This is a genomic window from Bradyrhizobium sp. I1.14.4 (genome assembly GCF_050435825.1).
Lineage (GTDB): Bacteria > Pseudomonadota > Alphaproteobacteria > Rhizobiales > Xanthobacteraceae > Bradyrhizobium.
On record NZ_JBNDLA010000038.1, the window covers coordinates 1 to 13,282 of the forward strand.

The 13,282-nt window shown below is 61.7% G+C and carries 7 protein-coding genes and 1 pseudogene; 6 read left to right on the plus strand and 2 right to left on the minus strand.

Annotated elements, in window-relative coordinates:
* Nucleotides 1-177: 177 nt before the first annotated feature.
* On the minus strand, nucleotides 178-828 hold the full coding sequence (locus tag ABIB78_RS36310; protein WP_429033759.1) for a class I SAM-dependent methyltransferase: 651 nt from the start codon (nucleotides 826-828) through the stop codon (nucleotides 178-180).
* A gap of 430 nt (nucleotides 829-1,258) precedes the next feature.
* Between ABIB78_RS36310 and tnpA the strand changes: the two genes are divergently transcribed.
* The 6 genes and pseudogenes from tnpA (at nucleotide 1,259) to ABIB78_RS36340 (ending at nucleotide 10,531) form a co-directional block, all read left to right on the plus strand.
* Complete coding sequence (gene tnpA, locus ABIB78_RS36315; protein ID WP_429033761.1) at nucleotides 1,259-1,732, plus strand: IS66-like element accessory protein TnpA; 474 nt, start codon at nucleotides 1,259-1,261, stop codon at nucleotides 1,730-1,732.
* Nucleotides 1,713-2,066, plus strand: a complete 354-nt coding sequence (tnpB, locus tag ABIB78_RS36320; RefSeq protein ID WP_229179435.1) for an IS66 family insertion sequence element accessory protein TnpB — start codon at nucleotides 1,713-1,715, stop codon at nucleotides 2,064-2,066. Before tnpA ends, tnpB begins: the two co-directional genes overlap by 20 nt.
* A gap of 52 nt (nucleotides 2,067-2,118) precedes the next feature.
* A pseudogene (tnpC, locus tag ABIB78_RS36325) lies at nucleotides 2,119-3,689 on the plus strand (IS66 family transposase).
* A 284-nt stretch (nucleotides 3,690-3,973) separates the two neighbouring features.
* Entirely contained in the window at nucleotides 3,974-5,917 is a 1,944-nt protein-coding gene (locus ABIB78_RS36330) for a hypothetical protein (protein WP_429033763.1), read from the plus strand.
* Nucleotides 5,918-6,426: 509 nt separating this feature from the next.
* The gene (locus ABIB78_RS36335) at nucleotides 6,427-9,117 is read left to right on the plus strand and encodes a type I secretion system permease/ATPase (RefSeq protein WP_429033764.1); all 2,691 of its coding nucleotides are present in this window, start codon (nucleotides 6,427-6,429) and stop codon (nucleotides 9,115-9,117) included.
* The gene (locus ABIB78_RS36340) at nucleotides 9,104-10,531 is read left to right on the plus strand and encodes an HlyD family type I secretion periplasmic adaptor subunit (RefSeq protein WP_429033765.1); all 1,428 of its coding nucleotides are present in this window, start codon (nucleotides 9,104-9,106) and stop codon (nucleotides 10,529-10,531) included. Before ABIB78_RS36335 ends, ABIB78_RS36340 begins: the two co-directional genes overlap by 14 nt.
* A gap of 153 nt (nucleotides 10,532-10,684) precedes the next feature.
* On the opposite strand, the gene ABIB78_RS36345 is transcribed toward ABIB78_RS36340, so the two are convergent.
* The gene (locus ABIB78_RS36345; protein ID WP_429033767.1) at nucleotides 10,685-13,213 is read right to left on the minus strand and encodes a hypothetical protein; all 2,529 of its coding nucleotides are present in this window, start codon (nucleotides 13,211-13,213) and stop codon (nucleotides 10,685-10,687) included.
* Nucleotides 13,214-13,282: the final 69 nt, after the last annotated feature.

Here is a 13,282-nt window from a genome sequence, read left to right on the forward strand (position 1 = left end):
TCCTTCGTCCACATGGGCGCCCCTTCAAATTCGGACCGCCTCCCTTGAATCACAAACGATTCCGATGATTCAAGATGTTCTCGGACAGATACTTACAGTTTTATTGCATGTAATGCGAGATAACCGCAGCACGGGATTTTGGCGGATGAGTGAGGGGAACTACGGAGGAGGAGAGGTCTATTTTTTCCAGATGACGCTAAAGGTCATGGGCAAATAAGATCCGTTCTTAAGTAGTGCGTAGTTTGAAATGTGTGCATCGGCAAAAAGCGAGTGGATATCCTTTTCAGAAAGAAGATGCATATAGTCACCAGTGGCCCATTCTTTTCCTATCCATACTAGAAAGGAATCAAACATTCTTTTAGGAAGGAGAAGATGAAGAAAGGGAGTGCGCGTATGAATTTCAATAGGAAAGTGGCGATTGGGTGTGGTGAGGTAGCCGCGCTTACTGACCCGTACCAGCTCGGCAAGAAACTGTAGCTGATCAACCCGGGTGGAGCCGACATGTTCAATGACGGCGTTGGAGTAGGCTATATCAAAGGAGTTGTCGCCGAAGGGAAGAGCTCGGCCATCACCTTCGAGACTTTTTGTTTTCGGATAGCGCTCACGGAAAAGAGAGAAATCACCAATTCCTATCGCGGTGATGTTCTCGGGATATGAATAAAACTTCTCTAAGTAATTGTCGACGGCCGAGTATTCTTGTGTATTCACTCCGACGTCCACCAACGTTTCATGGGGCTGAGGGGCGACGACACGAAGAAATTGATCAAATTTTTTCTTGCGACTTCTCGCTGAGATAGAGCCAGCAATCTTTTCTATCACTGAAGACATAGACGGACTCTCGGCTCGCTTTCCCACGACGTCTTCGCCGGTCTAATTGTGTCCTGGATCCCCAGGTTATCGCAATAACTCTTATGAGCTACCCTGGAGCGCGGGGCGCCACTGGCGTAGCATCGAAATCTTCCGCGATCTCGCCACCTGTCGTGATCGATGCCACCAAAAATTCCGCGAGCGGATGGATGAGGTGGAGCTTTGGCGACTGGCCGCGCTGTCCAGATTTTGACGATCCCTGCATCGACCTAGCGCGAGCGAAGCGCCTTCGCATCACTGCGTCAGACGCTTTGACGTGCGTTCGTCTCGGCGGTCTCCGTCGCTTTCGATCCCCGCAGCGCTATGACGGTAAGCGCGAATTTCTCCGCACCTTTTGCTTTTGAATGCTCTGATGCATGAGGTGTCCACCAAAATAGGTGGACACCTTGTGATGGCAGACGATGATCAGAAACTGCGGGTCAGGCTTGTTGGCCGGAATGGGCGCCGGCGATACGACCCCACGTCGAAGGACCGTCTTGTCGCGGCCTGCCTTGAACCTGGAGTTTCGGTATCGAGGCTTGCACTCGAACATGGGGTCAACGCGAACCTCCTTCGGAAGTGGATCAAGAAGTGGATGGCGACCAGGTCGCTGCCGCCGTCCTCACGCCCGGCGTTCATTCCGATTCAGCTTGAAAGGGCTGCGGATCTGGCCCTGTCGCGGCAGAGCAGCGTGGCGACGGTGGATTTGCCGGCAACTTGCGATGAAGTGCGTGGTTCGGAACCCAAAGGGACTCCAGCTTTTTGCTCTCCAGCCAAAGTGAGCGCGTCCCTGCCGAACGGCGTGAAGCTCGCGCTGGAATGCGGCGATGTGGATGCATTGACGGCGATCATCGGAGCACTGGGCCATGTTCAGACTGGGCGGTGACCTGCAGGTCTATCTGCACCGTGAGCCGATCGACTTCCGGGCCGGCATCAACAGCCTTGCGGTCCTGGTCCAGGAGACGATGGCGCTCGATCCATTCACTCCGGCGGTCTTTGCGTTCTGCAATCGCCGTTGCGACCGGATGAAGTTGCTGTTCTTCGACCGGTCCGGCTTTGTGCTGGTCCTGAAGCGGCTGACCGAGGACAAGTTCCGATGGCCGCGCCGCCAGGAGGCGGTCGTCCGGCTTACGACCGAGCAATTGCACTGGATCCTTGACGGCATCGATATCGACGCGATGGTCCGCCATCCGGTGCGGCAATATCAGGTTGCCGGCTGAGCTCTCGAGTTGAGCGGTTGACGCGTCGGTACGGTTCAGATTCAAGAATCCGATGAATCGAACCGGCGATCCGAGTGTTGAAGTGCTGTTGGCGCGCATTGCCGCGCTGCAGGCGGAGAACCATCAACTCGCCGACCGCGTCGTCAAACTCGAGGAAGAACTGGCGCTGGCACGCCTGCATCGTTTTGCGCCACGCAGCGAAAAGCACGTCGATCGTCTCTTCAATGAAGCCGAGCAGGCCGCCGATGAGGATGACGCCGGCAGTGAAACGAACAATATCGCCGAACTTCCGGACACGGGCTTGCCACCCGTCGAAAACACGACGGGAAAGAAGCGCGGCCGCAGGCCGCTGCCGGCGAAGCTGCCGCGTGAGCGCGTCGAGTATGACCTGCCCGACCATCAGAAGGCCTGTCCTTGCTGCCGTGGCCAGATGCATCGCATGGGCGAGGCCGTTACCGAGCAACTTCATATCGAGGTGAAGGCGAAGGTTTTACAGAACGTACGCTTCAAATATGGGTGCCGCCACTGCGATCGCACCGGGATCAACGCCCCTGTCGTGACCGCGCCGATGCCGACGCAGCCGCTGCCGGGCAGCGTTGCCACGGCCTCAACGCTGGCGTTCGCGCTGGTTCATAAATATGTCGATGGCACGCCGCTCTACCGCCTGGCGCAGGCCTTCGAACGCGCCGGCGTCCCGGTCAGCCGCGGCGCTTTGGGTCGCTGGGTGATCGGCTCGAGCGAGAAACATCTCTCCCGCATCTATGACGTCCTGAAGCTGCGGCTCAGATCGCAGCCTCTCATCCATGGCGACGAGACGACGGTTCAGGTCCTCAAGGAGAAGGACAAAAAGGCCACCAGCACGTCGTATATGTGGGCTTATCGCAGCGGCAAGGGCAGTCACGAGCCCATCGTTCTTCTGGATTATCAGCCGGGCCGCGGCCAAATCCACCCGCAGGCCTTCCTCGGCGATTACCGCGGCATCGTGATGAGTGACGGCTATACCGCATGGCGCACGCTGGAACGGGCCACCCACATCGGCTGCATGGCCCACTCCCGGCGCGCTTTGTCGATGCCCTCAGGGCGAGGAAGAAGGGCGGCGGTCCGCCCGAGCAGGCGCTGCGGTTCTTCGACCAGCTCTACCGGGTTGAAAGGCAGGCGCGAGACGGAATACCGGAGAAGGGTGAAACACAGGCCGACTGCATTCGCCGCTTCCGCCAGCAACATAGTGTCCCCATCCTCAATGCTCTCAAGGTATGGCTCGATGACATGGCCCCGAAGGTCTTGCCTGACAGCAAACTCGGCGACGCCGTATCCTACACCCGAAACCAATGGGAATATCTGACGCGCTACACCGGGGACGGCAGCATGCCGATCGACAACAATCTTCTGGAGCGCGACATCAGGGTTTTTGCAACTGGCAGGAAGAGTTGGTTGTTCAGCGATACCGTGGACGGAGCCAAGGCCAGTGCCGTCGTCTACAGCCTGATGCTGACCTGCCGCGCCTCACGTGTCGAGCCGTTAGCGTGGTTGCGCCACGTCCTCACCGAATTGCCTCAGCGCGCCGGCGACGCCGATATTACCGACCTGCTGCCCTTCAACTTCCACAAAGCCGCCACTGCCTGAACGGCCCGGTATCGCCCGATACTAGGGCAATCCATCAAACCGCCGGCGTCAACGTGCGGGGAAAATCGCGCTTACCTATGACGAGGCAATCTGGCCGAAAAATCGCGCGTGTGCCTTGAACCGACTCAATATGGGCACGTATTGGGCGCTATATACGTGTGCATAATTCACACTTTGAAAGTTTTTTCGCCATTTTTGCTCACTAACCAACCGGCTCAGCAGTCGGGGGGCCAGCTTCCACAAATTCCCACTGCTTTGAAATCTGCTCGCGGTCCGAGACTGCGATGCGTTTTGAAATCTCCTCGCGGTTCGAGGCTGCAATTCTTTGGAATCCGCTCGCGGTCCGACGCTGCGAGCGCGTGGTATGTCGCGCGCCCAACGGTGCGCGGCAGTGGAATTGGTTCGTACCCAACTTTGGTCTGCAATGGAGAGCAAGAGTGACAGCGCTGACAGATGTCATCAATCAGAACACACCCGGAAATAGCCAAGGATTCCCACTGGGCGTCCCGTCAAGCTGGGGCTGGTATGCCGGCAGCACCCAACAGAATGCCGCCCCTCCTTCGGACTTCTCGGCCGTCACCGGATGGGGCCAGATTTATCCCGAGGTCGGGCAGACGGTGAATCCGGGCAGCGTCCAGATCGCGAATTTCCAGACGTGGGTCCATCTCACGACTGGCGGCTGGGTCGAGGTACAGGATCAGGCGACGAGTTCCGTCGCAGGACTCCATTATGCCGCTGATTTTTCCGGAAGCACCGTTCCGTGGAATGAAACAAAAAACGCCGACGGCAGCGTTAGCGTGGATGCGCCGCAAAGCGCGTACAACGATCATTTTTGGCCGGGGACACGCGGAACCTACGCGCCGGGAACAGTCGACGGAGTCTACGTTCAAGCGAGCATGAAGACCAACGATCCGAGCGAGCACTACGTCGCCGATCTTGGTGCCGACTGGTGGAGAAGCGCCGCATCTCCGTTCCTCTACCAGAATGGAGTGTTCGTCAACAATCCCGCAGCCGGGAGTAGCAATTGGGTCGACCTGACAACCAGCTACCAGACTCTTTATTACACCTCGTTGAGTGCGGCGAAATTGCAGGCCGATCCGCCGCCTCCCCTGCAAGGCACCTCTGCGCCAACGACACCGACGCAGCCGACCACGCCCACGACGCCGACCACCCCGAACGTCGCGCCGTCGGTGACGCAGGCCTCCGCATCGCCGGGGACGGGCACCGAGCATGTTGGCGATACCATCAAGTTGACGCTCGGCTTCAGTGAGGCCGTGACCGTCAACGGTACGCCGACGCTGTCGCTCAATGACGGCGCCATTGCCACCTATACGGGCGGCTCAGGGACAGGCACGCTCACCTTCAGCACGACGGTCTCGGCGACGAACACCAATACGTCGGCGCTCGCCATCACCAAGGTCAACCTCACGAGCGGCGCGAGCATCACGGATTTCGGTGGTCTTGCTGCGAACCTCTCGGGCGCGGTGAAGACGTTCTCCGGTCTCCAGATCTCGACGTCGTCGACCACGACGCCAACCACTCCGGCGACACCGACCACCCCGTCGACCGTGACCAAGCCGGTGCTCCAGGTCGCGGACACCTCGCTCTGGGTGTCCGGCAGAGGCGGTCAGGTCGACCTGGGACTGAACGTAACGACGACCGATCCCAACGACCTCGTCTCTGTGCGCATCCAGGGACTGCCGAGGTATGAGACGATCACCACCAGTGATGGCAGCACGTTCAGGGGCAGCGACATCACCTTGACGGCCGCGCAGGTCGACGGCGGACTGACACTGACCTCGTGGTACAGGGGCGGAGGTCATCCGGTTGCGGACCTCACGCTGACCGCGAGCGCGAAGGACCCGGTCACCGGCGCTGTGACGTCGGCGACGCCGCAGTCCATCACCGTGACGGATCCGCGGCCGACCAATTGGCCGTCGCACACAACCGCAGCAGCAAGCATAGGGAGCCTGGCAAACCAGGGCTTTGCGCAATTGCAGCAGCGCCTGGGATCGGACACCAGCACGCTCGCGACCACCGCGCCGCAGACGGCCTCTTGGTCGGGTCACGACACGGCCGGAGCGTCCCAGGCAGGCCAGACCTTTACGCTGCTGAACCAGTATCTGGCGGGTAGCTCCGGTCGGGTCGACGGCGGCCAGATCGCGGCAGCCATTTCGAATGGCGCGACCTCGACACAGAACTCGTTCCTGACAAGGCCTCAACACTAAAGCACTGTCGCACCCAGGCGTTCGACGCCTGGGTGCGGCATCCCCCGAGATTTTGGAAACGCCGGCAAAGGTGGCCGCGGCCGCACCCGCTAAGGACTCGTTGAAAAACCATTCTAGAACAGAGATGGTCGGATATTTCCGTTTACCAGCACTTCAATCGCATATCGTCCGATTAATCGCGGCGTTCGAGCTCAAAACGAGCTGCATATACGTCAATTTTCGGGCTCAACGTACGTGTGCATAAATCACAATTCGAAGCTTTTTTCGCCATTTTTGCTCATTAACCAACCGGCTCAGCAGTCGGGGGGCACTTTCCAAATATCCCGCTGCTTTGAAATCTCCTCGCGGTTCGAGGCACCAGTGCTTTGACATCTGCTTGCGCCTTTTGGCTGCGAGCAGGCGGTATGTCGCGCGCCTTCGAAATGCGCGGCATTGGAATTCCCAGTCTTTGGAAATGCATGAAAAGGAACACAACGCGGCCGGGTAGCCGCGAAGGGTAGAATAACAATATGGCGATCCAGAACGGAAATGCCCACGCCACAGATCTGGGGCTTCGAGCACTGGCTCTGTTTCTGCGTCTTCATGGCGTGAACACTGAACCCGATCAGCTCCGCGATCGCTGCGGAGACAATGGGATCGGCATCCGCGCAATGCTTCGTTGCGCGCGTGAATTCGGGGTCAAAGTCCGTGCGAGGACGATGGACTGGCCGCGGCTGGCGAGCATCCAGCTACCCGGAATCGTGTCGCTGCGCGACGGCGGATTTCTGCTTCTGGGAAAGATCGACGACCAGGTGGCGCTTGTGCTGCACCCGACCTCGTCGCATCCGCGCCAGATGACGCGTGCGGAATTCGAAGCGATCTGGGATGGCGGCTTGATTTCGCCCGGCTCACTGAGCCTCGCGCAACGCGCACTTCATGCATTTGCCGGCATCCGCGCCGGAGGCGTTGACGCCCTGATGCGTGCCCGCGACGGCTTGATGAAGGCCTCCGGCATCCTGATGCGCGGCCGTTTCGCCGCTCGCGGCGATATAGCGGATGAGGCGACGGATACCGAACCCACAGCCGCCAGCGTCGATTCCGAAGACGTTGATGAATCCGGCCTTATTGCACTGGCGATCCTGCTGCGTTGCCATGGCGTCGCTGCTGACCCAGGCCAAATCCGCCACCGGATGGGCGCGGCCCGCCTCGGTGTTACCGAAATCCTGCGCTGCGCCAAGGATTTCGGGCTCAAGGCAAAGGTGCAAAGGACGAGCTGGAACAGGCTTGCGGTCACGCCGCTGCCGGGAATTGCGCTGCTGCGCGACGGCAGCTTTCTGATCCTCGGCAAGGTCATCGACGACAAACTTCTGGTTCAGCGCCCGCTGTCCCCACGCCCCGAAGCAATCACCCAGGCTCAGCTCGAGGCGATCTGGGACGGTGGCATCATCCTGATGGCCCGGCGCGCGAGCCTGACGGATCTCGCGCGGCGCTTCGACATCGGGTGGTTCGTCGGCGCCATGCAAAAGTATCGCCGCTTGCTCAGCGAGGTGCTGGCAGCGTCGTTCTTCCTTCAGATTTTCGCCGTTGTCTCACCGCTGTTCTTCCAGGTGGTCATCGACAAGGTGCTGGTGCATCGAAGCATGAGCACGCTCGATGTTCTGGTCATCGGCCTTGTCGTACTGACTGTGTTCGAAGGGGTTCTTGAGACGCTGCGCGTTTATCTGTTCGCGCATACGACAAACCGCATCGACGTCGAGCTCGGTGCTAGGCTGTTCCGTCACCTGATGGCACTACCGATAGCCTATTTCCAGACTCGTCGCGTCGGTGATTCGGTGGCACGCGTCCGGGAGCTGGAGAACATCCGCCAATTCCTGACGAGTTCGGCGCTCACGCTGGTCATCGATCTTCTTTTCACGGTCGTGTTCCTTGTGGTGATGTTCTATTACTCGACGACGTTGACCTGGATCGTACTCGCGTCATTCCCGTTCTACATCGGCATATCGGCGGGCGCCGCGCCGCTATTCCGTGCGCGCCTCGATGAGAAGTTCAATCGCGGCTCTGAGAATCAAGCCTTCCTGGTCGAAAGCGTCACCGGCGTCGAGACTTTGAAGGCCATGGCGGTCGAGCCACAGATGCAACGCCGCTGGGAGGAGCAACTCGCCGGCTATGTGGCCGCAAGCTTCCGCGTGCTCAGCCTGAACAACACGGCCAGCCAGGCGGTTCAGATGATCAACAAGCTGGTCATCGCCGCGACCCTTTACTTCGGCGCGCGGCTGGTGATTGGTGGGGACCTGACCGTCGGCGAGCTCGTTGCGTTCAACATGCTGGCCGCGCGCGTCAGCACGCCAGTGCTGCGGCTCGCGCAGGTCTGGCAAGACTTCCACCAGGCCCGTCTGTCGATCGATCGTCTCGGCGACATTCTCAACACCATTCCGGAGCCGAGCTTCACTCCGGCTCGCGCGTCCCTGCCACCGATTCGCGGCCAGGTGAAGTTCGAGCGCGCTACCTTCCGCTACCGCATTGACGGCCCCGAGGTGCTGCACGACGTGTCCTTCAGCGTCGAGCCGGGCCAGGTCATCGGCATCGTGGGCTCGTCTGGCTCCGGCAAGAGCACCATCACCAAGCTGATCCAGCGTCTCTATGTTCCGGAGAGTGGACGCGTACTGGTCGATGGCGTCGATCTCGCAATGGTTGACCTGAGCTGGCTACGGCGCCAAATCGGTGTCGTGCTCCAGGAAAACGTGCTGTTCAACTGCACGATCCGTGACAACATCGCACTGGCCGATCCGGCCATGCCGATGGAACGCGTCATTGAGGCGGCAATGCTGGCCGGCGCGCACGACTTCGTCCTGGAACTGCCCGAGGGTTACGACACTATCGTCGGCGAACGCGGCAGCAGCCTGTCTGGCGGACAGCGCCAACGTATCGCAATCGCGCGCGCGCTGATCACCGACCCGCGCATCTTGATTCTCGATGAGGCGACCAGCGCGCTGGACTACGAAAGTGAGCGCGCGATCCAGCAGAACATGAGGCGGATTTCTGCCGGGCGGACCGTATTCATTATCGCTCACCGGCTATCGACTGTGCGCAATGCCAACCGGATCATCACTCTCGAACATGGCCGCATCGTCGAGGACGGCAGCCATGACGAGCTGATCCGCACCAACGGTCGTTACGCGAACCTTCACTATCTGCAGGCCGGTATCCATGACATCCGCTAGCCGCAACATCGTCCCGTTTCCGAAACGCGAACTTCGGCGCCGGGAACACGAAATTGCATTTCTGCCGGCGGCGCTCGAGATCGCCGAATCGCCGCCATCCCCGATCGGGCGCGCGATCGGAGCAAGCATCATCGCGATGTTTTGCATCGCGCTGCTGTGGGCGACGCTCGGCAGCGTCGATATCGTCGCCACCGCGACCGGCAAGATCGTGCCGGGCGGCCGCACCAAGCTGATCCAGCCGTTCGAGACGGGAGTGGTCCGTGCCATCCGGGTCCGCGACGGCCAGACCGTCAAGGCCGGCGACGTCCTGATCGAGCTCGACCCGACGATGACGGAAGCCGACCAGGAGCGCCAGAAGAGCGATCTGCTTGCGGCCGAGCTCGACGTCGCGCGATTGCGGGCCGCGCTCACGCCGGATCCGCTCGCTGCCTTCCGCGCGCCGCAAAACGCAAGTGCCGCCGAGATCGAAATGCATCGCCAGTTCCTGAGCAGCCAACGCGCCGAGCAAGACGCCAAGCTTTCGGAGATCGAGCGGCAGAAAGGTCAGAAGGAAGCGGAACGGGCGACCACATCGGCGAGCGTTGCCAAGCTGGAAGCGACCATCCCCGTGCTGCAGGAACGGGTCGATATCCGCAAGGGCCTCGTCGACAAGGCACTGGCGTCCAAGGTCGTCTATCTTTCCGAATATCAGGAGCTGGTCGCCATGCAGCAGGATCTCGTGCTGCAGAAGAGCCGGCTGCGCGAAGCCGATGCGGCGATCGCGCTACTGAAGGAAACAAAGGACAAGACTGCAGCGGAGTATCGACGCGCGACCTATGATGCGCTTGCGAAGGCCGAGCAGAAAGCTGCGAGCGCCGCGCAAGAGGTGGTCAAGGCGGATCGGCGCACGAAGCTCCAGCGTTTGACCGCACCGGTCGACGGCGTCGTGCAGCAACTCGCCGTTCATACGGTGGGAGGAGTGGTGACGCCGGCTCAGGCGCTGGCCGTGGTGGTTCCGAGCGAGAGCCAGCTCGAGATCGAGGCCATGCTGTCCAACCGCGACATCGGATTCGTCCATTCGGGGCAGAAGGCGGAGATCAAGGTTGATACCTTCAACTTTACACGCTACGGGCTGCTCCATGGCGACGTGCTCAGCGTATCGACCGATGCCATCACGCGCGACAGGTCGCAGGGCGGGTCGAATGACCGGACATCGGGCGCAGCCCAGAGCAGCAGCGAGCCGAAAGGTCAGGAGCTGGAATATGCCGCGCGTGTCTCGCTCGACCGGACGCACATGCAAGTGGAGGACAAGCTCGTCAAGCTTGGCCCGGGCATGGCGGTGACGGTCGAGATCAAGACTGGCACGCGCAGGATCATCAGCTATCTGCTCTCGCCGCTGGCACGGTACAAGCAGGAGTCTCTGCGCGAGCGGTAACGCGGGGTCGAATCGGGCCTGCGGATGACATGCCACCTCTCCTGCATGCGGGAGAGATGGCAAGGTTGATATTCGGGCGCGCTGGAACGAGGTAGCAATGGGCAGGTCGGCGAGGCAATTGCGCTGGAGTCGCCGGTCGATCGGCGCGTGGCGCTATCGACGCAGCGCCTCCAGCCGCGATTTCGCCTCCTGGATTCCCGCGGCGTCGGCCCTGGCATAAAGGTCTCGGGCTCTGCGCGCATCACCGCGTGTGCCGTAGGTACCCCATTTCGCAAGGACCAGTGGATCGTAGGTCTCTGCCAGCGCGAAGCTCGCCTGGGCACTGCCCATCTCGACGGCGCGCTCAAGCACGAGCCGCGCCGCGCCAACATCGCCCTGCCGGACCAGCGAGCTTGCCCGCGCAACCAGCGCCGCAGCCTCCGCAGCTTGCTCGGTACTGGGCTGGGCGACGCCGCGAGCTGGCGTCGCCGGAGCGCGTTCGGTAACGGGGTTAGCGGCGACCTCGATGGGTTTATCGCGCGCAGTCGAACCAGTGGTGGCGAGATCTGACGCAGCGCTCTGTGCCGACGCGAGATTCTGCCCCAGCCGCTCCGCCCGATCGGGTACTTCGGCTGCCTTACGAAGCGACGACGCGCCATTTGCTGTGCCCTGTCCAAGCCCCGCCACTTCGTTTCCGGCCCTGCGACCCTGGGCCTCATACGCTCGGATCGCACCTCGCAACAGCGAGAGGCCCTGTGCCTGCGCGTCTGCCCTTGCAAGCAACTGCTTCAACTCGGTAGCGCTGGCCTCCGCCGTCTGCTTCTGCAGCACGGCTTCCTCGCTGGCCTTTGCCGCCCGCGCAGTCTGGGTTTCGACGTCGCGCCGCACCGCCGCCAGGTCCTGCCCCAACCGCGCCGACCGTTCACGCTCCTTTTGCAGGTCCGCCGCGCTGCTCTGCCCTGCCGCCATGAGCCGGGACGCCTCCTCGCCTGCCTTGGGCACCAGAACAGTCTTGGCCTCGACGTTGCGCTGCGCTCCCGTCAAATCCTGCTCCAGCCGCGCGGACCGCTCACGCTCCTTCTGCAGGTTGGCCGCGCTGCTCTGCTCTGCCGCGTTCAGCCGGGATATTTCCTCGCTTGCTTTCGTCACGAGCGTAGTCTTGGCCTCGACGTCGCGCCGCGCCGCCGCCAGATCCTGCTCCAGTCGCACAGACCGCTCGCGTTCCTTTTGCAGGTCTCCCGCGCCGCGCTTCTCTTCCGCTTTCAGCCGGTACGTTTCCTCGCCTGCTTTCGTGACCAGCGCAGTCTTGGTCTCGATGTCACGCCGCACGGCCGCCAGATCGCCCTCCAGCCGCGCGGACCGCTCTCGCTCCTTTTGCAGCGAGCTCTGCAACTCTGCCGTGCTGCTTTCCCTCTCCTGCTTCAACCGGGAAACCTCCTCGCTTGCTTTGGCCGCCCGCGCTGTTTCGGTCTCGGTATCGCGGCGCGCGGCCGCAAGATCCTGCTCCATCCGCGCGAATCGCTCACGGTCCTCAGGTGTGAGTTTGCGAGCCGAAGCCGTGTCATTTGCAGCCGCCTGGCGGAGCTCTGCCGCTTCATCTGCGGCTTTGCGGGCCTGGGCTTCGTGCGCATAGATCGAGCTCCGCGACAGGGAGAGCTCTTGTGCTAGCGCGTCGGCTCGTTCGCGCGCTTGTTTCAGCTCGGCAGCTCCGGCGTCCGCCGCCCGCTTCTGCCGCAAAGCATCATCCTTCGTCGTTGTTGCCAACGCGGTCTGGGCCTCGATATCGCGTCGCGCTGCCACCAAATCCTGCTCCAGCTGCGCGATCCGCTCTCGTTCCCCTTGCAGGACCGACTGCAGCTCCGCAGCGCCGCTCTCCTGCGTTCCTTTCAGCCGGGAAGCTTCCTCGCCTGCCTTTGCCGCCAGTGCAGTCTGAGTTTCGGCGTCGTGGCGCGCTGCCTTGAGATCCTGCTCGAGCTGCGCGGATCGCTCGCGCTCCCGTTGCAGATCCGCCACGCCGCCGGCCCCCGCCGCTTTCAGCTGGGACGTTTCTTCGCCTGCTCTTGTCGCCAGTTCGGTCTGAGTTTCGATATCACGCCGCGCTGCCGCTAGATTCCGCTCCAGCCGCTCCGCCCGCTCACGCGCCTCTTGCAGCGAGTTCAGTAACTCGGTGCTGCCCTGCGCGGCTTGCTTCACCCGGGCAGCCTCCTCGACCGCTTTGTCCGCCAACGCGGCCTGGGTTTCGACATCGCGTCGCGCCGCAGCAAGACCCTGCTCCAGCGACTCGGCCCGGTAGCGAGCCTGCTCGAGACGTTGCAGCAACTCGATATCACCTCTTGCATTCGTGAGTTCGCAGGACAGGGTCTCCGCCCAGTTGTGTTCCCGTTTCGAAGCCTGTCCCGTATCGTTGGCAGTCGCTTGGACAACCCGCACCGATCTCTCGTTGCCGCCTCGGCTCGGCGGCACGACTTCGGACTCTGGCGCTTCGATGGAACCGAGATCGCTGGCAGCCGCCGCATGCTGTGCTTCCGCTGACGGCCGCGCCAGATCTGGGAAGGCCCGCGTTTCCGGCGCCCACGCCATCGCGAGCATGGCAACGGTCGTCCACAACAGCGCGGATCGTCCGGCTTTGGACAGCGGCCTGCGCGACCAACCTGCGATGGCGCAGAGGGCACTTACTTTGTCCTTGAGGATTACCGTGCCCATCCGCAATCACCCGTCGCATGGCGACACGATCTGTTGAGGTGCCGCATTATGCGCCACACCTCCGGGCGG

What these genes read in the sequence shown, in the direction of transcription:
- ABIB78_RS36330 (WP_429033763.1), top strand. Translation starts at nt 3,974, where the DNA reads ATGCGTTTTGAAATCTCCTCGCGGTTCGAGGCTGCAATTCTTTGGAAT.
- ABIB78_RS36345 (WP_429033767.1), bottom strand. Translation starts at nt 13,213, where the DNA reads ATGGGCACGGTAATCCTCAAGGACAAAGTAAGTGCCCTCTGCGCCATC.
- ABIB78_RS36335 (WP_429033764.1), top strand. Translation starts at nt 6,427, where the DNA reads ATGGCGATCCAGAACGGAAATGCCCACGCCACAGATCTGGGGCTTCGA.
- ABIB78_RS36310 (WP_429033759.1), bottom strand. Translation starts at nt 828, where the DNA reads ATGTCTTCAGTGATAGAAAAGATTGCTGGCTCTATCTCAGCGAGAAGT.
- tnpA (WP_429033761.1), top strand. Translation starts at nt 1,259, where the DNA reads ATGGCAGACGATGATCAGAAACTGCGGGTCAGGCTTGTTGGCCGGAAT.
- tnpB (WP_229179435.1), top strand. Translation starts at nt 1,713, where the DNA reads ATGTTCAGACTGGGCGGTGACCTGCAGGTCTATCTGCACCGTGAGCCG.
- ABIB78_RS36340 (WP_429033765.1), top strand. Translation starts at nt 9,104, where the DNA reads ATGACATCCGCTAGCCGCAACATCGTCCCGTTTCCGAAACGCGAACTT.